Here is a 21,687-nt window from a genome sequence, read left to right as displayed (position 1 = left end):
GCAATCGCTTGACTCCTCTTGTTGCTGGGTTTGTGGGATTGGCTTGATTGGTCCGCAACTTGCATCGTCGAATTTCGCCGAGCAGCGAAGCGGTTCGGAACGCTGGGAGAATGTGCCGGCGACCGAATGTCTCGCACTTTCCCATCGGTTCTGGTTGCAGCCCTTGAAGGAGGCAGTTCTTTTTACTATAACAATGATATCGAGTCTCAGTACTCGCTGCAGCCTGCTTTGCTAGCGACTTCTGCCAGCCACGCCCGCGGAGGCTCTCCGCTTGTTTCGCCCGAATTGCCAGGCTTTGAAGGGCAAAACTGTCGTCCGCAGGGCGATTCCCAATTTCCGATGTCCTCCAGTTTCACCCCCGTACATGCCGTCTAGTACCGGCAGTTCTAGCCAGAAGAGGTCTTTCCATGTCGTCTCGACGTAATGCGTTTACGCTAGTTGAGTTGTTGGTCGTTATCGCCATTATCGGCGTTTTGATCGCATTGTTGCTTCCCGCCGTACAACAGGCTCGCGAAGCGGCGCGGCGGATGTCGTGTACGAACAACCTGAAGCAAATTGGGTTGGCCCTGCACAACTATGCTTCGACGTATCAGGAAGCGTTTCCGAACAACGGCACGCCGGTCTCGGGCGGATATCCCAGCGACTTCTCGCCGATCGCGAAGCTGCTTCCCTACATCGAACAAGCGAATCTCTCCAATCTCGTCGACTACGGCATCTACATGGGGCATCCCGCGCTGGTTGATCTACCGTCCGCTTTGCAAGGTCCAGCCGGTACCGTGGTGCAGCCGTTTCTCTGTCCCAGCGATCCGGGCGATTCGACCTCGGATCTAACGATGCAGTCTGGCGCCGTGATTAAGGTCGCCGGCAGCAACTATTGCATGAACGTCGGTAGCGGTCAGGACGGAAACTACCATCCTGGCAACGGCACCCCGAACGACGGCCTTTGCTGGGTTGGCTCGAAGATCAAGTTTGCGTCGGTTACCGACGGCACGAGCAACACGATCGCGTTCGCCGAATCGTCGAAGGGCCCTGGCGGTAAGGTCGCGGCGGCGACTCCGGCTCAGGACGAGCGTAAGTACCGCGGTAGCTTGTCCGCAGCGATTGACGCGACCCTCGCTAATGACGCGGCCGCGGGTAACGACATCTCCTCTTCGATTGGATCGTGGGACGGAACGCGTCAAGCCTACTGGTTGCGCGGTTCGGTTCCGAATGGACCGACGCTCAATGGTTGGCTACCTCCCAATTGCAAGAACCCAGACGTCGTCTACGGTTCGTCGAAGTTGACGGCCGCACGCAGCTTTCACCCGGGTGGCGCCAACGCGGTCTACGTCGATGGCAGCGTCCACTTCGTCGCCGACACGGTCGATCTTGCCCTGTGGCGAGCCGCGTGGACGCGGAGCGGAAATGAGGTCGAGGTCGCTCGCTAACTGCCTGTTGGAAAATGCCCTCGTGGCATTTTCCAACCTCGCCAGGCTCGGAGCGTAGCTCTTCGCGGCTCGCAAAATAACGACTTACGTCGCTATTTTGGGATCGCATCCCTGCGATCACGCAGTCCGTCGAGAAAATCAACGGACTGCTAAGGGCGCCCCAACGACCGACCTGTTTTCTATTGGAGCCGTGCGGCGCCGCACGGCTCCAACTCCTTAGGACGAGACTCTCTCCATCGCCAAGACGACCGAACCATGTCACCACGCTCTTACGTCGCATTCGTCTCCTTCCTGCTTCTGTTTGGCCACTTAAGCCTCAATGCGAAGGAGACGGGCCAATCTTCTCCGCTTCTCGTGGGAGAAAAGCGCGAAGGCGAACTTCAAGCCAAGCAAGTCGTGACGTTTGCGCTTCCGGCCGCGGCGGGGGACTTTGTCCGTGGCGCCTTGGCCGGCTCGGGCGTACGGCTAAAGTTGTTGGATCGCGAAAGGCGGGACGTTCGCTGTCTGGTTGACGGCCAGGGACCGAATTTTCCGTTTATGTTCGTCGTTGGCGACGCCGGACCCTACGCGCTGCAAATTGTGGCGGAAGATGGCGGCAAGTTCGCGTTGACTGTCGACGCGATCATTGCGGCAAAAGATCAGGTGGCGCCGCCGACTGTTTTGGAGAGTCCACGCTTGCGACAGCTTCAGCAGAAGCTCTCCGCAGGTGGAACGACCGATTCGTTTTGGAAAGAGCTGGAGCAAGAGGGAACGCCGCTTGTGGAAACGGGTGAGGTGGTTCCTCCGCTGGCCAGCAATGAGGCGCTTGTGACGTTCCTCTACCGCGGGGCGAAGCGCAACGTGCGGTTGTTTGGCGCACCATCGGGGGATCACGACAACCTGAAACGCTTGGGCGACTCGGACGTTTGGTATGGCAGTTACCGCGTACCGTCCGCCGCGCGCATTGACTACCGACTGGCGCCGGATGTGCCTGAACTCCCAGGTTCCGAATGGGAGCGACGTCGCGCGATCCTGGCGACGGCGCAGCGTGATCCTCTCAATCCGCTGGCGTTTCCCGCGGACAATATCGACGTCTATGCCGGCAGCTCGGTGGTGGAACTGCCCGACGCACCGAAAGCCCCTTGGCTGAAGCGACGAGACGACGTGCCCGCTGGAAAGACCGAGCGTCATCGCTTCGAGAGCAAGATCCTAGGCAACACGCGCGACATCTATCTTTATCGCTCGGCCAGCTATGACCCGCAGGCAACGGGGAATGGACTGGCCGTATTCTTCGATGGCGACGTCTACCTGCAGGAAGTTGGGATCGACGCGATTCTCGACAATTTGCTTGCCGCTGGCGAGATTCGCCCGACGGCGGCAATCTTGATCAGTAACCCATCGCCCCAAAGTCGATCGAGTGAGTTGCCCTGCAATCCAAAATTCGCGCAGTTCATCGCGGAAGAAGTGATGCCGTGGGCGAAAGAGCATGGTTTGCAGGCGGATCGCCAACACACAGTTGTCGCCGGAGCCAGCTATGGCGGGTTGGCCGCCGCCTATCTTGGACTGCAACATCCAGAGTTGTTCGGCAGTGTCTACAGTCAATCAGGTTCGTTCTGGTGGGCGCCGAACGCGTTGAAAGCTCCCCCGACAAAGCGACCTGCCGAGTGGCTGACGCGAGAGTATGTGACCGCTCAGGTTGGCGACGTGAACTACTTTCTCGAGGCAGGCTCGTTTGAGTCGAACGATCGGATCGGCAGCATTTTGACGACCACCAAACACTTGCGCGACGTGTTGGAGGCCAAGGGGCGTTCCGTCCAGTTTCGAGAGTTCCCAGGCGGTCACGGCTACTTCTACTGGCGCTACAATCTCCCCCAGGGATTGAGCGACATCCTTCGTCCTAATGGCGACGACGGGTCATCCCAGAAGTAACGCACCACGATTGACGATTCAGCCCGCACCGAATGAGCGGGGCGCCCCGTTGTCTTGTGATATTAAACGACAGGCATGTCGACCAGGGCGACGCGATTCCGAACTCCAACGTCATTGCAATTGTGATTTTCCTGTCGACCGCGAATTCTTCACTGTGGCACGTTCTTTGCTTGCTAACTAACGATTGCTCGCTGATGAGGCTCGCTCGACTACAGCGATCATTGGAAACGGCCCCCCGTTTCGAGGGTTTGAGGGACAGGATGGCAAGTAAGCGGTACGGTTATACTTTGGTCGAATTGCTGGTGGTAATCGCGATCATCGGAGTATTGATCGGGTTGCTCTTGCCCGCTGTCCAGCAAGCCCGCGAAGCGGCTCGGCGGATGCAATGTACGAACAATCTGAAACAGATCGGAATCGCGTTCCACAACTACGCCGACGTTCAGAAGGGTTTCCCCCAAGCCCGAATTACGGGGCCCGCGACGCTGCCAAGCGGAACCGCAGTTGGCAATGCCGTCCACTCGGGTTGGCCGACGGCGATCTTGCCCGATATCGAGCAGGGAAATCTCAACGATTTGTATGATCACAATCAACCCTTCTTTGCCACGGACAATGCCGTTGCGATCAACACGAAGGTCCAGATGTTCATCTGCCCGTCGACGCCTAATGGCGAACGTGAGTTTCCGAATGGGTATGGAGCGACTGGCGCTCCGGGGGACGATTACGTCCGCTTGCAAACGATCCGCAACTCGCAAGGCGATGTCGCCAACGCTGGCTTCGACTCGAACAAGGCGACCCGCTTGGCGAATTTCACCGATCGACTCTCCAACACGGTGCTGCCGGGGGAAGTGGCGGCGCGTCCGCAACTTTACTACAAGCGAGAGATTCAATCGGGCGTGCAAGCCACTCAGCCAGGTTGGTCTTGTTGGGCCGGACCGCAAGCGCTGCGGCTCTACAGCTACTCACCCGATGGAACGCAAGAGCAAGTCGACACGTCGGGTTCCGAAACCTTCTACACATGCGTCATCAACTGCGCCAACAAGATGGGCGTCTACAGCTTTCACTCTGGTGGCGCCAACGTGGGACTTTGCGACGGCAGCGTTCGATTCTTGCCAGAAACGACCGACGTCGACATGGTGATGGCGATGCATACGCGTGACGGACAAGAGGTAATCACTTGACCGTAGCGTCGAGTGAATTCTTGCAATCTGCGCTTACAATTCTTGGGATTGGAAAGATGTCGGAAAGTACTACAGCAGCGGAACCAAGCTTGAGCAACGTGCCGCTCCGCACGTCCCAGCTCGTTAAGACGTTTCGCCAGGGGACTAGCAGCGTCACTGCTTTGAATGGGGTGACGCTCGAAGTTCCGCAAGGAGAGTTCACCGCGATTATGGGCGCCAGCGGCTCGGGCAAGAGTACGCTGTTGCACGTGATGGGCGGATTGACTCGCCCCGATTCGGGAGAGGTCTTCGTGGAAGGGGAGCGACTTTCGTCCCTGCCCGACGCCAAGTTAACCGATTTTCGCCGCCGCCGAATTGGACTCGTCTTCCAGCAGTTCAATCTAATCCCAGCGTTGACTGCGATTGAGAATGTGATGTTGCCGCTCATGGCTGGCGGCGCCTCGGCCAGCGGTAAGACGCGAGATCAAGCGGTTGCTCTCTTAGATCGCCTCGGACTGGGGCAGCGGTTGGCGCATCGTCCCGATGCGATGAGCGGTGGCGAACAACAGCGCGTCGCGATCGCTCGAGCCTTGATCACCGATCCGGCGATCGTCATGGCGGACGAACCGACCGGAAGTCTCGACTCGGCCAACGGCCGCGCGATATGCGAGTTGCTGAAGGAACTGAACGAGAAAGAAGGTCGGACAATCGTCGTCGTTACGCATGAGCCTGCCGTCGCCGCTTGGGCGGGGCGGGTCGTGATCATGAAGGATGGTGCGATTGGCGCCGAATGGTTGGCCGAGGGGACGCAAGACCCGCATGAGTTGGCCGCCCGCTATCAAGATATTGTCTCCGGTTCTTCCCTGGCGAACGCAACATGAGCTTAATTCTCCGCTTGTTTCTCGCGCATGCGCGCCAGCAAAAGGTTCGCTTGGCGTTGACGCTGACGGCGATGATCGCCGCGATCGGCGTCGTGCTGTGGGTCGTTTCCGCGTACGAAAAAATCGCCTCCAAGTTCGAAGATCAGACCGCCAATTTCGTCGGCGCCTACGAAGTCTTCGTCATTCCCACAGAACTAGACGATCAACTCTCGCCCGAATTGTTGACCGCCCTCGAAAACGATCGAATGATCGCTGCCGTCAACCCGGTCGCCCAGTTTCGGATGTCGATTCGCCGCGTTGGTCCGCCGCCGGAAGGCGCTGGCCCGCCGGGACGCGGCATGGGGCGGATGGGACCGACGATCGTTGGTACGAACTCGCTGGAACCGCGTTACGAACTGTCGGACGGTCGCTGGCTGAAGGAGGACGCTACGGACGAAGCGGTCATCAGCAGCGGCATCGCCAAGACGCTCACAGTTCGGCCGGGCGACTCGATTGAGATCGTCGACAAAGAGAAGCGGCCGTCCTCTTTCACCGTTGTTGGCGTCGTTGAGCAAGTGGATGACGTCGAGTTCGCGATGATGCGCACCAAAGGAGGCGCCCCCGGTGGCACGAATCGCGGCCCGGCTTCATTAGCGACCTATATTCCGATGAGCGCCGTTGAGCCGTTGACCGGATCGGCGCCTGCGATCAACCTGGCCGAGCTTCGCCTGGACGCCGCGCTGAAAATGGACAAGTTGGAGCAAAAAGTGGCCTCCGTCGCCGATAATGCCGAATTACTGCGGCCTGCCGATATCCAAGCGAAAATCGCCGGTGGGTTTGAGGCGGAAGGGGCTCGCAAGCAGGCGTACTTCGTCACGGCGCTGTCGATTCTCGCGTCCGCGTTCATCATCTTCACCACGCTCAGTATGGGCGTGAACGAACGTGCCCGGCAATTGGCGGTATTACGGGCCGTCGGTCTACGCCGCATGCAAGTGGCGTCGCTGGTCGTGACCGAAGCGCTGGCGCTGGCGCTGTTCGGCTGGCTGGGAGGATTGCTTGGCGGTTGGCTCCTACTCCAGGCGCTTGCCAGCGCGACGCCGCAGTTGTTTCCCGATGGCGTAGCGCTGGGGGGAGCAAGCGTCTTGCTGACTGGCTGCTGTTCGCTGTTTGGGGCGTTGTTAGCGTCGATCTTCCCGATCTGGAAAGCGACGCGCATCAGTCCGCTCGAAGCGATGGCGCCGCTGCAAGTCGCACCAGGCGGATTCCGCTCGTATGGCGCGATTGGCCTGGTGAGCCTACTCTTGATTGCGATCAATCCGCTGTTGGTTTATTTGCCAGGGCTACCCGAAACGCTGCGTTTCGCTTTGGTCCTCTTGGTAGGAGCGCCGGCGACGATTGTGGGATTCATCTTGCTCGCACCGCTGTTTGTATTGGTCGTCGAGAAAATATTTAGCCCGGTCGTAGCGACGGTGATGCGACTTCAGAACAACCTGGTGCAAACGCAATTGAGCGCCAATATGTGGCGTAGTGCGGGGATCGCCGCTTCGCTGATGCTGGGACTGGGGCTGTATACCGCAACGCAGGTATGGGGGTGGTCGATGCTCAGCGGATTCTTACCGGGGCGCTGGACGCCGGACGTAATCGTCAAGTTCGATCCGGGACTGCCGGTCGAAACGGTCGAAAAAGTGCGGCAGACCGAAGGGGTGTTGGCGGATCAATTTCTTTCGGTTGCCGTCGAACAAACGAAGCTGGTCGGCGATCCGCTGAAAAGTCGGGAAAAGGATTCCGCCGTTCGGCAGGACAACGTTTGCTTGATTGGGCTCGATGCCGCGGCAGGACTCGGCGGCGATTCCCCTCTCTTTCGGCTTGAGTTCGTTCAGGGGACCCGTGAAGAGGCGATTGCGAAGCTGCAGCAGGGGCGTTATTGCATTCTCCCCGACACGTTTCAGCGATTGGCTGGGCTGAACGTTGGAGACAAGGTGGGCTTCATTCCACCCAGCGATCCAGACAATCCCGTGGAATACGAGATCGCGGGGATCGCGGCGATGCCTGGCTCGAACTGGATTACGAAGACGACTGGCCTCCGGCGCAATTCCGTCCGGACGGCGGGCCTGGCGTTTGCTTCAGAGCGGCAAGTGCGCGACGATTTCAAGCTGCCGAATCGAGAGTTTTTCTGGCTGAATGTTGCGTCGGGAGTTACGGCCGAACAATTGCAGGAGCGACTGCAAACGTTGGTCGCTTCTTCGCGTGGCGGCGGCCGACCAAATGGTGAAACGGGACCAGGCCGCGAAGCCGCAGCAAGAGGCGAATCGACTCGTCAACCTCCAGTTGCGGCGGCCGCGGGGCCTCCGGCACGCGGACCCGGTAGAGGCCGTGGCAGAGGCGGACGCGACGGTCCCGTTCAGGTTTCGTCGATCAAGGATGTCCGCGACAGCATGCGATCGCGGGCCGGAGCGGCGATTAACGCCATGGGTTGGCTCCCGTTGATTACCTTAGTCGTCGTATCGCTCGGTATCGTCAATACGATCGCGGCGTCGGTCCGAGCTCGTCGCTGGGAGTTTGGCGTATTGCGGGCTGTTGGCCTGAAGCGATTTGGGTTGAGTCGGCTGGTGCTCTCCGAGGCGTTGTTGATTGGGGCCGTCGCCAGTTTGCTGAGCCTGGCGTTTGGCGTCGTCGTCGGCTGGAGTTGCTTGGGATTAGTGCGTTACGTGAGCAATGCCTGGTTTGAAGGAGTCGCCACATCGCTGATCATTCCTTGGACTTCGCTCTGGTTTGGCTACGCATTGACGTTCGTCCTCTGTACGATCGCCGCGCTCTGGCCGGCGATTAGCGCCGGCCGAACGGAGCCGCTGACGCTGTTGCAAGCCGGGCGGGCTGCGACGTAGTCTGGCCGGCGAACGACTTTCCGGAACTCGAGGAACGAGCGAACTTATGTCCGCGGAACAGCTGCCGTTGAAAGTCAACGGCGTCGTCAAACGATATCGACAGGGATCCAACGTCATCGAAGCGCTGCGGGGCGTGCAACTAACGATCCGCCCCGGCGAATTCATCGCCATCATGGGCGCCTCCGGCTCTGGCAAAAGCACCTTGCTGCATGTGATGGCGGGATTGACCGATGTTGACGCCGGTCAGGTGCTGGTCGATGGCCGCGATCTGGCGACCCTATCGGACGTGCAGCTGACGAGTTTTCGGCGAGATCATATTGGGCTCGTATTTCAGGCATTTAACCTGATCCCCGCACTATCTGCCGAAGACAATATTCGTTTGCCGGCGGTCGACGGTCCCGAACTGACGGCCAAGGTGAACGCCCTGCTCGATCGGCTCGGCATGCGCCAGCGCAGGACGCACAAACCGGGCGCATTGTCGGGCGGTGAACAGCAACGGATCGCGATCGCCCGAGCGCTCGTTTGCGATCCTGCCGTCGTCTTAGCGGATGAGCCGACCGGAAGCCTCGACTCCGTTTCGGGGCAAGAAATTTGCCGTTTATTGCGCGAGCTTTGCGACGAACAAGGGCGGACGATCGCTATCGTCACGCACGAGCCGCATGTGGCGATGTGGGCCGATCGCGTCGTCGTGCTGAAGGATGGCGCTAATCTGACCGAGTTTGCTCCTTCCGACCAGCGTGATCCTCAGGATCTGGCGGCCCGATATCAGTTCGCCCTTGCGCCGGTCTCCGAGGCGAACCGATGAGAAAGGTTGCGAAACTGGCCAGCGCCTTCTTGTGGGAACATCCCACACGCGTCGTACTGACGACTCTGGCGACGGCGGCGGCGGGTTGCATGGTGATTTGGCTGGCGGCGGGCTATGACGCGCTGCTCCAGTCGTTCGATCATTGGGCCAACGTAGCGCTAGGGCATTACGAACTTTCGATCGCGCCTATCTCCACCACCGAACCGACCGCCGTTCCCCAGGAGGTGATCGACGCGATGCGCGCCGATCCAGCGGTCGCCTCAGCCGATCCGATGTGGCTGAAGCGAACTGTTGTGCGCGGAAACGCCAAGCCGTTCGATCCCAACGCCCCCAAATCGGACCGCCTCGAAGGAGGACCGCCGAACATTCGATCCGAATATGCGGTGCTCAGCAGTTCCACCGCCAGTCCGCCATTTGAAGTCGATGGGCGTTGGCTCAATCGCCAGCATCCCGACGCCCTCGAGGCGGTTGTTCGTACCGATACCGCCCAGCGGTTAGAGGTGGCGATCGACGACGTCATCACGATCACGCACCATGACGAGACCTGGAACCTGCGCGTGGTTGGTTTGCTAAAAGCGCCTACCTTGGGAGCAGGGACCTACGCCGTGCCCAATATGTTGACGCCGAGCGCTGGCGACGTCTTTGTCTCCACCGAACTCGGCCAGCAGATGTTTGGCCAGCCTGCCGAGATCAGCTTTCTCGCAGTCGCGATGGCGGAGGGAGCCGACGTCAACAAGTTTCGCTTCGGCTGGGGGCCGAAATTGAGTCGACTCGACGTGCCAGTGCAGTTTCAAGAAGCGTATGAAATTGAAGAGGCGCTGGATGAAAGTGCGGCGGCCGACAACCTGCGAATCCAGTCGTATGCAGGTACCGGCATTTCGCTCCTCGTCGCGCTCCTCGTTATTTTCGGCACGGTCAACATGGGCGTTTCGGAACGTGTCCGACAGTTCGCGATTTTGCGGGCAGTGGCGCTGACGCGATGGCAGGTCTGCATGTTGATCTTCGCCGAAGCGTTGCTGCTGGCGACGATCGGTTTTGTGGCGGGACTTGTGGTCAGTTGGTTGCTGCTGAACGGCGTCGCGCTGGCGTTTCCGCGGGTGCTGCGACACGGCGCGGTCATCGGCACGCACAGTTTAGCGCTTGCCGCCGCTGCGACCTTTGGCGGCGCTTTCTTGGCGGCCATCATTCCAGCTTGGCGAGCCACACGCGTTCGGCCTGTCGACGCGATGGCGCTGGCGGTGCAATTGGTTCCAATGACGCTCCCTATGCCGCTGATTCTGCTTGGCCTAGCGCTGATCGCCGTGAATCCGATGATCACGTTTGGCTTTCCACCCTCGGCCGAAACGCAAGTGCTGGGCTATTTTGGGGTCGGCTCCATTAGCACGGCGCTCGGATTCGTCCTGATCGCTCCCGTCGTCGTGTTTCTGGTCGATCGGCTGATCGGGCCGCTCTTGGCTTGGTTGCTGCGAATCGACGCCAAGCTGCTCGCCAGTCAAATCACCAGCCACTTGTGGCGGACGACGGCGGCAGCCGTCTCGCTGGCGGTCGGTATGGGGCTCTTCATCAGCGTCCAGGTCTGGGGCTTCACCATGCTGGATGGCTTTCTGGTTGGGCCCTGGGCGCCCGATGCGATAATTGCGTTTCCTGCCGGGGGCTTGCCGCTGGAAAGCGTTCCTCAAATCGCTCAGATCGATGGCGTTGATGCGCAGGAGTGTTTGCCGATCGTCGTCGAGCAACCTCGCTTTGTCGAAGATATCACCGGCAGCGCTGAGCGGCCGACCGTGATTCGCCAAGACAACCTGGTGTTGGTCGGCGTCGATCCAGGGCCGGCGTTCGGCGGCGACACCCCGCTTTTCACACTCCAGTGGGTCGCCGGAGATCCGCAAGAGGCCGTCCAGCAAATGCAGACCGAGCGCGCTTGCATTGTGCCGGATCACTTTCTGACCGAAACCGGTCTGAGCGTAGGGGACAGCGTCGAACTGGCTCCTCCCGAAAATTCCACCAACACGGTTAAATACAAAATTGCTGGCGCCGTCCGACTACCAGGCTGGCATTGGCAAACGAAGTTGACCGGGTTCCGCTCACGCACGCATCGCGCCGCCGCCATGGCGTTCGCCGGATATGACGATGTCGCCCGCGACTTTGATTTCCCGGCCGCAACGCACGTTTGGTTCAATTTTGCAAATGCCGAAAACGACCCAGAACAGGTCAACGCCGCGGCGCAAGACATTTTCGACGCCGCCCATCATGTGGAACAGCCCGGCAACGAAGAAGAAGCGAAGGTCCGAATCATGCCGGTCGAGACCATTCGTGAAATGACGCGAACCAACGCCGCCCGCTGGATCTGGGCGGTGAGCCAATTGCCAATCGCAGCAGTCGCCATCGCCGGCTTTGGCGTGCTGAACGTCATCCTCGCCTCGGTCCGAACGCGACAATGGGAGATGGGAGTGCTCCGTTCGATTGGTATCACACAATCGGCGATCATCCGCGCCATCATCGCTGAAGGAGCGCTGATCGGCATCGCCGCCTGCCTGCTAAGTCTAGGCTTCGGCATCATGGTCGGCTGGTGCGGCTGCGGGATCGCTCAGCACATCAGCTTCTTCGGTGGATTGCACCCTGATCTGAACGTCCCCTGGCTGGCGATCTCCACTGGGTTGCTATACGTCATCGCCTTGTCCTCATTGGCCGCGGTTTGGCCGGCGATTTCTATTGGACGGATGCGTCCTCTGGCATTACTCCAACGGGACCGTGACGCCATCTAACCGATCGCGAGAGTTATTCAGATCTCAGCTCCGCAATTTTTTACAGGTCGCACGACGATTGGAGGGATGCACGCGGATTCCGAGGCTTTTCCGCCGGCTATTGTCTGTCGTCGATTTTAAATTGGATCCTTTCGGCAGATCTGGTCGTTGTTCGTATTTATCAAGCCTCTTCTCAAAGAATTCCCGACGCCGCCGGGCGAGATTGGATTGGATTGGAATCGGGAACGGTTCATGGGTTGCGTTATTTCTTCTGCAGCGAAGCTTTCCGCAATGGTGCACGGGAAGCGGAACTGCTGGAGTGGCTCGGACACCGCAATTCCAAGATGACGCGGCGCTATCGGCATCTTCGTCAGAAAGATGGTCATCGCCGTATGCAACAAATCAACTTTCTCGGACGCGACGACGAGGAAGGGGAAAACTGTGACGTCGCATAATTTTGAGCTTGGCTTTCGTCGGAAGGACGGCCAACAGGGAGATGCGTGACGCTGCCGGAAAAGACGACGCCTAAGAAAACGTTAAGAACGGGGTTTTGGGAAAAATAATCGGTTCTTTTTGTCCCAGTGTTTGTCTCAGTGACCGAGACAAACAAACATGCCCGCGGCGTAAGAGGAAAGCCGGTAATGGTTTAGGATCCTGGCTTTCAAATAGGGCGGAGAGTGCTAGAATCTGGCTGTTTCTTCTCCTTCAGCAATCACCCACCTTTAGGCCTTAGTCGATGGAATTGATCGCTCACATTACCAATCATGAGTTTCCCACCGTCCTGGTCGCGCTGGCGAGCGGTATTATGATTGGCACAGCCTTGACTTGGGTGACGATGCGTTTCTGGGGACGCGGGCGATAAGACTGTTCAACACGCTCAACTTGCGGAGGGGATGATGGGGACCGAGACAAACTCACCGCCGCCCGAAGTGTTCTCGTGGCTGCGCAAAGAAATCGCCGAGCGACGTCAGATTCGGCTCGACTTGATTCATGCCGAAAGCTCGCTGGCCGAAGATCTGATTCCCGACTCGTTTGAATTGATCGAGTTGGCGACCGCTGTCGAAGAGCATTTCGGCGTGCGGATTGACTTTGATGAAGTCGTCGACATCGAAACGCTCGGCGACTTCAGCAACTTGATCGAGAGCAAACGCTAGCGCTCTCTCACTCTATTATCGCGACGACAAGACGATACTATGCCTGCGAAAAAAATCTTGATGCTGGTCGGCGACTTCGTGGAAGACTACGAAGTGATGGTTCCGTTTCAGATGCTGCTGATGGTTGGCCACCAGGTCGACGCCGTTTGCCCCGATAAGAAGGCAGGCGAACAGGTCGCCACGGCGATCCACGACTTCACCGTCTATCAGACGTATCTCGAAAAGCAGGGGCACAACTTCACGCTGAACGCCACCTTCAGCGAGATCGCCCCAACCAGCTACGACGCGCTTGTCATCCCCGGCGGTCGCGCTCCAGAATACCTGCGGCTGAATCCGCAGGTGATCGAGATCGTGCAGCACTTCGCCCAGGCGGATAAGCCGATCGCGTCGCTCTGTCACGGCCCGCAGATCCTGGCCGCCGCCGGCGTGCTCGACGGCAAGTCGTGCAGCTGCTATCCGGCCTGTTCGTCCGAGGTGACGCTCAGCGGCGGCACGTTCGTCGAAGCGAGCGAAGGTTTTGACAACGCGCACGTCGACGGCAACCTGGTGACCGCCCCGGCGTGGCCGGCCCACCCAGCGTGGATCCGGGCGTTCCTGGAAGTGCTGGGAACGAAGATCACGTTGTAGGGTTCGGCGTGCCCAATCGTAGCCCGAGGCGTTGCGATTGCAACAATACGACCTACACCGCGTTGCGAAGCGGCATTTTGCCGCACGGGGCGGTGGCGAGTTGCTCCAGACAATACTGCCAATTGGCCGGACTGCCCGGCGTGATGCGGCCTAAGACGCGGGCCGCTTTTGATCCGGTCAGCGTCGTGATGTCGGCCGGAAAACGCTCGAGTGCGGAGTAGGCCAACAGCGCCGCAACCACGGGGCCGCGGATTCTGGGGCTCCAGCCGATGTCCGTCGCCGTCTCGACCGTCAGTTCGGTCCGATCGCGAATCGCGTTGGCGATCTCTTCAACGCCCAGCGGTTCGCCCAGCAACACCAATCGCTGTGCGGCGGCCGAGGTGGGCAGATCGGCCTGGATGGCGTGGATGACCTGATCTTGCCAGAAGCGGCGCAGCAGCGACTCCCCTTGATTTTCGTCAACGCGGCCAGCGGCTGCATCGACGAAGGGCGTCAGGTCAAACAGGTCGGGCCGCCAGATCGGCGGTTGATAAAGCGATTCGATTTCGCGCCAGGCGCGCAGGACCGCTTCAAACTTACTTTTGCCGGCCGCGGCGGGTTGAGTCCGCTGGAGCTCGTCTTGCAACAAGCGTCCCGGCGCAACAGGCGACCAAAAAATCGGCGGAATGTCAGCGCCGATTCTTCGGGGAGGGATAAAGTAAGCGTCGACCGTTTCGTCGAACGTCACCGCAATCGTCGGGCGCCCTGCGCTCGACCACTGCGGAGGAGAAAATAACAGCCAGAGCGGCAACGCTTCGAGCGGACCGCCGGCGCCTCCGGCGGCGACGTTGCGCTCGGCGAAGGCGTCAATCACGGTGGCTCCGGTCGCTTCGGCGACCAGCTCCGGGGCGCCGATCGTTTCGGGGCCCCAGGTTTCGCCCATCTGGCGCCAGGCGGTGGGCCCTGACAAACCGATGGCGACTTGCCGGGCATCGAGATCGACCTCGTGCAGCAACCGTTCGACGACGACCGTTTGCAGTTCGGCGATCTGCCGCGACAGTTCAACCCGCTCGCTGGGAGAAACCGGTTCTCCCTGCAGATGCTCGCGCAGCGTGATGGCGATTGGCTTGGGCAGTTCGACGTAACCTTCGCTGACCACTTCGACGATCGCTTCCAAGCCGCGGCCGCGGGTGGCGATCACGACGCCATCAACGGTCTCGGCGCGCAAGCCTACGGCTGTGCCGAGAAACCAGCGTCGACGCTCGAGCGAGATGGTTGCGTCCGAGGGCACGATGGGCCCCTTCGCAAAAAGGAAAGGTTTAGCAATCCGCCGCCGTAAGAAACAAGCGTGGCGATCGGTCGGCCGAGATGCGGACCGATCGTGAATTGGATAGAGGCGGTAACGCCCCACGACCAAGTGCGGGCTCGATCGCAGGACGCTCCTGTTTCGCTATGGCGGCGACTTAGGCGCCGGCGGTCGCCGCAACCGGAGTGCGGGGGACGCCGTATTGGGCATGGATCCCTTCGATAAACTCTTCGAAGATCCGTTGGTCCAAGGCCGAGGCCGATTCGGCTTCGGGATGGAACTGGGTGCCGATGGCGACCCAATCGTCGCCGGCCCACTGGACCGCCTCGATCAGTCCATCCGGAGCGCGAGCCGCAACTTGGAAGCCGGGGGCCAGTTCGTCTATCGCCATGTGGTGCATGCTGTTGACGCGAACTTCGCCATCTCCATAAATGCGGTCCATGATCGTGCCGGGGACCACTTCCAAGCCGTGACGATGACCCGCGTCGATCGGATCTTTGTGCGGCAAAGCGGTCGGCACGTCGGCCGGAATATGGAAGTAAAGGTTGCCGCCCATCGTAATGTTGAGCAGTTGCAGGCCGACGCCGATGCCGAACACCGGCAGCCGGCGACGCACGACTAGCGACATCAAGGCGCGATCGAGATCTTCACGACGCGATTCCATCGGGCGAACCGAGGCGTGGCGCATGAATCCATCACGATGCGGATCGAGATCGGGGCCGCCGATAAACACGATGCCATGCAGTCGATCGAGGATCGCCTCCATATCCGCCTCTTCGGCAACCGGGGGAATCACGACGGGAATGCCGCCAGCAGCGATAATCGCGTCGTAGTAACCTGCCCCGACAAACGAAAAGGCGGGACGGTCATGGGTGGCCGGGCGAAAATTGGCGTTCAAGCCGATCAACGGTTTGGATTGCATCTGGGTTTTTCCTGTGTGGGCACATCATGTGCCGGAACATTGGTAACCTGCCCAAGACCACGGATCACAGGTTAACGAACCACAGGTCAGATTTCACAAATCCAGTTTCAAGCGGCGAATCTAGGCGGCGAAAGACGTTGACCTTGTCCAGAGATCACGACTTTGCTAGATAGATCGCCCGCGTTAATTCGGTAAACGTGGCAGGCATGCCGCAGTCCTTCAGAATGCCTTCCTTGACCGAATTCGCTCAGAAACGAATTTTTGCTTGTGAAACCCTCTCTTGGTTTCGCTAACCACAGACCTCCATATCCGTAGCGTCTCGGGCAACGACCAGTCCAAGTCAGCCCAGATTGATAGCAAGACATCCGCAGAGTTTAAGGATTGCGCCGACTTTAGCAATCGTTGTCACTATTTTGCGTCTCGGCGAGAGTGCTTGCACAATATCTTGTGTTGACTCCGGTTTGGGGCAGACCGGGACCCAAGCGACGCAACACCGATTCTGACCGGCCAAGCAGTTGCCGAAGCGACCCTAAAGGCTTACATTTAGTAGAGTTACTGCTATCTTTTCGCCCTTATTCGGCCGCTGCATGAATTTTCATAACGTCTGTCTCGAGTCGTTCGGGTACGCATTGCCGGCCGAAACGGTCACCTCCGATCAGCTGGAAGCCCGGCTGGCGCCCCTGTACGAGCGCCTGCGGCTGCCGGCAGGCCGCTTGGAACTGATGACCGGCATTCGCGAGCGCCGCTTCTGGTCGCCGGAGACGATGCCAAGCGAGATCAGCATCCAAAGTGGCCGCAACGCGATCGAAGCGGCCGGCATCGACGTTGGTGAGATCGGCGCGCTGGTGCATGGTTCGGTCTGTCGCGACCACCTGGAGCCTGCCACCGCGTGTCGCGTGCATCACGAACTGGGCCTGCGGCAAGACTGCGTGATCTACGACGTCTCGAACGCCTGTCTGGGCGTGTTGAGCGGCGCTTTGCAGATCGCCAGCATGATTGAGCTCGGGCAGATCCGGGCCGGGCTGGTTGTCGGAACCGAAAATGGCCGGCAACTGGTCGACAACACGGTCCGCACCCTCAACGAAGACAAGAGCCTGACCCGCAATCAGATCAAGCTGGCGGTCGCGTCGCTGACCATCGGTTCGGCCAGCTGTGCGATGCTGTTATGTGATCGCGAGCTAAGCCAGACGCAAAACCTGCTGCACGCCGCCGCGGTGCGAGCCCATACGCAGCATAATCAGCTGTGTCACAGCATCGCCGGATCGGACGAGACCGGCGTCGGCAGCCCGCTGATGCAGACCGATTCAGAGCGGCTGATGGTCGAAGGGATCGAAGTTGGCGGCGCCACGTTCGACGACTTCCTTCGCAAGTCAGGCTGGAGCGGCGAAGAGATTCAGCGGACTTTCAGTCACCAGGTCGGTCTGACCCATCGCAAACTGGTGCTGGAGCGGTTGGGGCTCTCGGTCGACAACGACTTCGCCACGGTGCAGTGGCTCGGCAACACCGGCTCGGCCGCGCTGCCGGTGACGATGGCGATTGGCGCCCAGACCGGGCGGATCAAGCAAGGCGAAAACGTCGCCATGCTGGGGATCGGCTCGGGCATCAACTGCGTGATGATGGGAGTCGATTGGCAAGAGGCCCGCGTCTGCGGAACCGGCGAGCTGCCGGCCGAAGTGCTGCATCCGGTCCAGGGCCAAGACAACGAAGATAGCGACGCGACTACTTGTTCATCGTCCGCTCAATAATGTCGCGGTCGAAGTAGTTGATTGACATACCGGCATCCACGGTCAGGTTTTGCGCCTGAATGCCGCTACTGCGCGGGCTGAGCAAAAAGACCGCCACGCTCGCCGCTTCTTCGGTCTGCAGCGCCTGCTTCCGCGGGATCGCCTGTTCGGCGAATAGATAAGCGTCCACGTAGCCAGGAATGCCGGCCGACGCTGACGTCTTCAGTAAGCTCGGGCCAACGGCGTTGAAGCGAACCTGCGAGAACTGGCTGAAGCTCTTCGCCAGAAAGGCCAGTGACGAATCGAGGGCCGCTTTGATCGGCGCCATGAAGCCGTAATTCTCGCTCGCCATCCGCGTGGTCGAAATCGAGATCGTCACCACCGACGCATTCGGGGCGAACAGCTCCTTCAAAGCGTTCGACAGGGCGACCAACGAGAAGCAGCTGATGTCGACGGCCTGCAGAAACTGCTTCTTGGTCGTTTCGTGAAACGGCCGCATCCCTTCGCTGTAGTCGGCGAAGGCGATCGAGTGGACCAGCCCGTCGATCACTTGATGGTTGGCGGCAATCTTCGAGGGGAGGGCGGCGATTTCCTCTTCGTGCTCGACGTCGCAGATGTGGACTTCGCCGCCTGAGAGCAGTTTGGTCAGGCTCTCTTTGCGGGCTTGGCTGCGGACGACGTAGACGACCTTTGCGCCTTCCCCTTCGAGCATCTCCGCGATCTTCCAGGCGATGCTCTTGCGATTGGCGACGCCGGTGACGACAAACGTTTTGCCTGACAGCTTGAGGAAATCGCTCACGCGGTTACTCTCCCGGCGTGGGGGCCATCGTACAGGCGAAGTCAAAGCGAACCGCCACCTTGCCGTCGCAAGTCGCTTTGCCGGTCATGAAGAAGGCGTCCGCCATTCGCTCGACCAGCTTCACTTCCATCTCGATCGTGTCGCCGGGGCGGATCATCTTTTTGAGCTTCACGTCGCTCAGTCGCGTCGCGACCGGCACTCCTTTGCCTTCAGCGGCGAACTTCGACAGCATCACCGCGCCGCACTGCATCGTCGCTTCGCACAGGATCACGCCGGGGACGAGCGGAAACTCCGGGTAGTGTCCCTGGAAGAAGTACTCGTCGGCGGTGAAGGTCTTGCGGCAGACGATCGTTTCTTCGGTCTGGCTGACGATCTCGTCGACCAACAGCATCGGCGGGCGGTGCGGGATCGCAGCGTAAATGGCTTCGCGAGTCATGGAGGCTTACTTCGTGGTAGTGGCGAAAGGATTCTTCTCGGCGTTCTTCAGCAGGTACGAGTCGACGTCGTTCGAGACGATCACGCCGTAGTTAATCGCACCGAGCCAGCCTGACATGATGATGCCGACGCTGCCGGCGTGGTATAGGCCGGGCAGTTGCTCGGGCAGGGCGCGGCTGACGGCCAGGCCTTCAAACTTGGTGCCAAAGCTCGAGCCGAGATTGTGCTTGGTGTAATGCTGGAAAGTCCGCGGGGTCGACGCTTCGGCGTGGTCGATGCGCTCGCGGATGTTGGGGACGTACTTCTCGATCGCGTCGAGCGTCGTCTCGACCAGGTCTTGCTTGCTCGCTTCGTATTCGTCTTCCGGCAGGTTCGCCCAGTCTTCGTAGCGAGCGTTGGTGCTGGAGACGATCAAGCAGCGCGGGCGACCTTCGGGCCGCGTCCGCGGATAGTAGAACGAGTAGGTTCGGCTGGTGATGTCGCGGCTCAGCAGCAAGTCCGTACGAAACGCCGGGGCGGTGCTGCTGAAGAGCAAATCGCCGGTCTCTTCCGGAATGGTGTCGTCCGGCTTCAGCGCCATGTAGACCTGGGTGCTGGAGTTGTTCAGGCGAACCGCCTTCGCCTCGTCGACAAACTTGTTGTCGAACTTGTCTTCGCCGACCAGCTCCAAAATGGTGCCGCGGAGGTTCGAGTTCGAGATGACCGAGCCCGCCTTGATGGTGCGGCCGTTGACGACCACGCCGTTCGCGCGACCATTCTCGGCCAGGATCTTGTCGACGTCGCAGCGGATGCGGATGTCGACGCCGCTCTTCTTCATGTCGGCTTCCATCAGCTGGATCAGGCGATCCGTTCCGCCTTCGAAGGTGAACACCCCCTTCGACATGAAGTTCGAGAAGACGATGCCGTAGCTGATCGCCGGATCTTCCAGGGTCGAGCCGTTGGCGTAGGTAATCGGCTCCATCAGCAGCCGGATGACGTCTTCTCGCCCCGGGAAGAAGCGATCGAACAGCTCACGCGTGGTGATCTGCTGATCGTCATAGAAGTTCATCTGCCGGGCCGCGTCAAAAAACGCGATGACCGTTTCTTCGGGAACCTGAAACTGCTCGATCAGCAGTCGGGTGAAGTCATCACGGTTGAAGGTGGTGGTGAGCGAGAACATCGGGTTGTCGAAGCGGATGTTCTTCAACTGCACGATCGAGTCGGCTATCTCCTTGGTCCAGTAGCGCTTGCAGCTCTTGATCATGCCGATCGGAAAGCCGTGCAGCGAGATGTCGAAGATGTGCCCGCCGGGACGCTTGAACCAGGTCGCCATCCCCCCCAGCTTGTAATGCTGTTCGCATAGCAGGACCGAACGACCGGCGCGGGCTAACGTGTTGGCGGCGGTCATGCCGGCCAATCCGCTGCCGATCACCACGACGTCGTAATAGTCTTTCGCTCCGGCGAGAAAATCTTTGGCCATGGGAGAAACTCGATCTGAATCTGTAGCTTGGGAAAGTGAAAAGGGGCGCGTCGCGCGGGTTGGCGGTCAGCGACGAAATGCGTCAGCTGGCCGCTTGCAAGACGTGCCGATTGGCGATCGACAAGCCGCTGACGATCGAACCTATGATACCGACAAAACCTTGGTCTGTCCCGCAGATGTAAAGGTCTTGCAGGTGCGTTTCGCCGCTCAATCGCTTGTCGGGCGCTCCGTACACCGCGCCATTGTCATGCCAGGTGTAACGATGGATCGTCTTGGGCGTAAACATGTCGGTCGCCACGATGTGCCGGCGGAAGTCGGGGACAAACCGTACCGCCGAGGCGACCGCCGCGTCGTACCATTTGAGTTTCGCCAGGCGATATTCTTCGTCCGACATCGTCATCCAGCGGTCGAAATTGGCGAGCGTCGTAATCCGCATGAACCCTTCGTCCAGTTGCGAATCGCCGGGGTAGAGGAAGTTGTTGGGAGAGCAGATGACGCCGGTCCGCGTATCGCAGATCTCATCTTTGGGCATCTCCCAGTGGAACTTGTCGGAGTCGTTGTAGAAGACGATCGTCGGCTCGAAGCCGATGTCTTTCGGCTGCTGGTTCAGGACCGAGATGCTTTCGATAAAGCTCAGCACGCCGGGCGAGCCTTCCAGCTTCTCTTTTGGCTGCCCGCACATCCGCATCGTCTCGAACCAACCGGCCGACGAGATGATCTTGCGGGCCTGCAACTCTTCGCCGCTATCCAGTACGACGCCGACCGCTTTGCCCTCTTCATGCACAATCCGCTGCACGCCATTGCGCAGGCGAAGTTCGCCCCCGAGTTCGCGATACTTGCGGACCAGGTTCTTCAGCAGCAGACGGACGCCCTTGTAAGGCCGGGCGAACCCTTCCAAAAAGATGCTGCGGAACATGATGCAGAACTGGCCCCAGTCCATGTCCCGCTCACGGGCATTGCCGTACCACATCAGCGGGCAGAGGATCATCTCGACCAACAGCGGATCGCCGAGCGTCTCCATCAAGATTTCGCGAGCCGATCCGGCGTAATTATCGTCGGAGATGTCGTCGTAATCGATGATGTTGTCGAGCAGCTGCTGAAACGCGTCGGCCTTGCCGGGGAACTTGGTCGCGACTTCGCTCTTGAGCAGTTCGATATCGTTATCGAACGCCAATTGGACGTCGGGGAACGAGATCAACGAACCGCGCTGCTCGCACAGGGCGAACTCTTCCCACTTGAACCGCAGCTGCCGCAAGAGGCGGCCGAGCGGACCGCGGCGGTCTCCCTTGGGCGCGTAGTTGGTCACCGCGTGCAGGCCGACGTCAAAGTCGCGTCCCGCCATGCGGTAGAAGGAGTTGAGCCCGCCGATGGTGTAGTGGCGCTCGAGGATGCAAACGTTCTGGCCGTAGTAGGCGAGCCGAATTCCGGCCGACAACCCCGACATCCCAGCGCCAATGATGATCGCGTCGTACATGGAACAATAGCTGGGAAAAGCGAAC

17 protein-coding genes are annotated in these 21,687 nt (G+C 59.8%); 11 read left to right on the top strand and 6 right to left on the bottom strand.

Going from position 1 to position 21,687, the window contains the following annotated elements; all coding sequences use genetic code 11:
* Positions 1-407: 407 nt before the first annotated feature.
* The 10 genes from Enr8_RS23945 to Enr8_RS23900 all read left to right on the top strand — a co-directional run bounded on the left by Enr8_RS23945 (position 408) and on the right by Enr8_RS23900 (position 13,564).
* Positions 408-1,427 (top strand): DUF1559 domain-containing protein, encoded by a 1,020-nt coding sequence (locus tag Enr8_RS23945; protein ID WP_146436642.1) that lies wholly within the window; start codon positions 408-410, stop codon positions 1,425-1,427.
* A gap of 396 nt (positions 1,428-1,823) precedes the next feature.
* Positions 1,824-3,335, top strand: a complete 1,512-nt coding sequence (locus Enr8_RS23940; protein ID WP_246120239.1) for an alpha/beta hydrolase — start codon at positions 1,824-1,826, stop codon at positions 3,333-3,335.
* Positions 3,336-3,595: 260 nt separating this feature from the next.
* Entirely contained in the window at positions 3,596-4,513 is a 918-nt protein-coding gene (locus tag Enr8_RS23935) for a DUF1559 domain-containing protein (protein WP_186767854.1), read from the top strand.
* Between the two features lie 56 nt (positions 4,514-4,569).
* Complete coding sequence (locus Enr8_RS23930; protein ID WP_146436636.1) at positions 4,570-5,373, top strand: ABC transporter ATP-binding protein; 804 nt, start codon at positions 4,570-4,572, stop codon at positions 5,371-5,373.
* On the top strand, positions 5,370-8,237 hold the full coding sequence (locus Enr8_RS23925; protein WP_146436634.1) for an FtsX-like permease family protein: 2,868 nt from the start codon (positions 5,370-5,372) through the stop codon (positions 8,235-8,237). The genes Enr8_RS23930 and Enr8_RS23925 overlap by 4 nt, the downstream gene beginning before the upstream one ends.
* A 46-nt stretch (positions 8,238-8,283) precedes the next feature.
* The gene (locus Enr8_RS23920; RefSeq protein ID WP_146436632.1) at positions 8,284-9,042 is read left to right on the top strand and encodes an ABC transporter ATP-binding protein; all 759 of its coding nucleotides are present in this window, start codon (positions 8,284-8,286) and stop codon (positions 9,040-9,042) included.
* Complete coding sequence (locus Enr8_RS23915; RefSeq protein ID WP_146436630.1) at positions 9,039-11,804, top strand: ABC transporter permease; 2,766 nt, start codon at positions 9,039-9,041, stop codon at positions 11,802-11,804. The genes Enr8_RS23920 and Enr8_RS23915 overlap by 4 nt, the downstream gene beginning before the upstream one ends.
* Positions 11,805-11,839: 35 nt before the next feature.
* A complete protein-coding gene (locus tag Enr8_RS26680; protein ID WP_146436628.1) occupies positions 11,840-12,238 on the top strand; it encodes a tyrosine-type recombinase/integrase in 399 nt (132 codons plus the stop codon).
* Positions 12,239-12,679: 441 nt separating this feature from the next.
* Complete coding sequence (locus Enr8_RS23905; protein WP_186767843.1) at positions 12,680-12,937, top strand: acyl carrier protein; 258 nt, start codon at positions 12,680-12,682, stop codon at positions 12,935-12,937.
* Between the two features lie 39 nt (positions 12,938-12,976).
* Positions 12,977-13,564 (top strand): DJ-1/PfpI family protein, encoded by a 588-nt coding sequence (locus tag Enr8_RS23900; RefSeq protein WP_146436624.1) that lies wholly within the window; start codon positions 12,977-12,979, stop codon positions 13,562-13,564.
* 52 nt (positions 13,565-13,616) lie between these two features.
* On the opposite strand, the gene Enr8_RS23895 is transcribed toward Enr8_RS23900, so the two are convergent.
* Both Enr8_RS23895 and Enr8_RS23890 read right to left on the bottom strand, forming a co-directional pair.
* Entirely contained in the window at positions 13,617-14,834 is a 1,218-nt protein-coding gene (locus Enr8_RS23895) for an anhydro-N-acetylmuramic acid kinase (RefSeq protein ID WP_186767842.1), read from the bottom strand.
* A gap of 172 nt (positions 14,835-15,006) precedes the next feature.
* The gene (locus Enr8_RS23890; RefSeq protein ID WP_146436620.1) at positions 15,007-15,771 is read right to left on the bottom strand and encodes a gamma-glutamyl-gamma-aminobutyrate hydrolase family protein; all 765 of its coding nucleotides are present in this window, start codon (positions 15,769-15,771) and stop codon (positions 15,007-15,009) included.
* A gap of 587 nt (positions 15,772-16,358) precedes the next feature.
* Between Enr8_RS23890 and Enr8_RS23885 the strand changes: the two genes are divergently transcribed.
* Entirely contained in the window at positions 16,359-17,516 is a 1,158-nt protein-coding gene (locus Enr8_RS23885) for a 3-oxoacyl-ACP synthase III (protein ID WP_246120238.1), read from the top strand.
* Here Enr8_RS23885 and Enr8_RS23880 read toward each other — a convergent pair.
* The 4 genes from Enr8_RS23880 to Enr8_RS23865 all read right to left on the bottom strand — a co-directional run bounded on the left by Enr8_RS23880 (position 17,491) and on the right by Enr8_RS23865 (position 21,662).
* Positions 17,491-18,294, bottom strand: a complete 804-nt coding sequence (locus Enr8_RS23880; RefSeq protein ID WP_146436618.1) for an enoyl-ACP reductase FabI — start codon at positions 18,292-18,294, stop codon at positions 17,491-17,493. The two genes, Enr8_RS23885 and Enr8_RS23880, sit on opposite strands and share 26 nt — an antisense overlap.
* Before the next feature lie 4 nt (positions 18,295-18,298).
* Positions 18,299-18,730 (bottom strand): 3-hydroxyacyl-ACP dehydratase FabZ family protein, encoded by a 432-nt coding sequence (locus Enr8_RS23875; protein ID WP_146436616.1) that lies wholly within the window; start codon positions 18,728-18,730, stop codon positions 18,299-18,301.
* Between the two features lie 6 nt (positions 18,731-18,736).
* Positions 18,737-20,188 (bottom strand): phytoene desaturase family protein, encoded by a 1,452-nt coding sequence (locus Enr8_RS23870; RefSeq protein ID WP_146436614.1) that lies wholly within the window; start codon positions 20,186-20,188, stop codon positions 18,737-18,739.
* Between the two features lie 82 nt (positions 20,189-20,270).
* On the bottom strand, positions 20,271-21,662 hold the full coding sequence (locus Enr8_RS23865) for a phytoene desaturase family protein (RefSeq protein ID WP_146436612.1): 1,392 nt from the start codon (positions 21,660-21,662) through the stop codon (positions 20,271-20,273).
* Between the last annotated feature and the right edge of the window lie 25 nt (positions 21,663-21,687).

The sequence above is a fragment of the Blastopirellula retiformator genome, from assembly GCF_007859755.1.
GTDB lineage: Bacteria > Planctomycetota > Planctomycetia > Pirellulales > Pirellulaceae > Blastopirellula > Blastopirellula retiformator.
The sequence above is the reverse complement of the archived record's forward strand: the minus strand, read 5'-3'. Positions and strand labels throughout refer to the sequence as shown.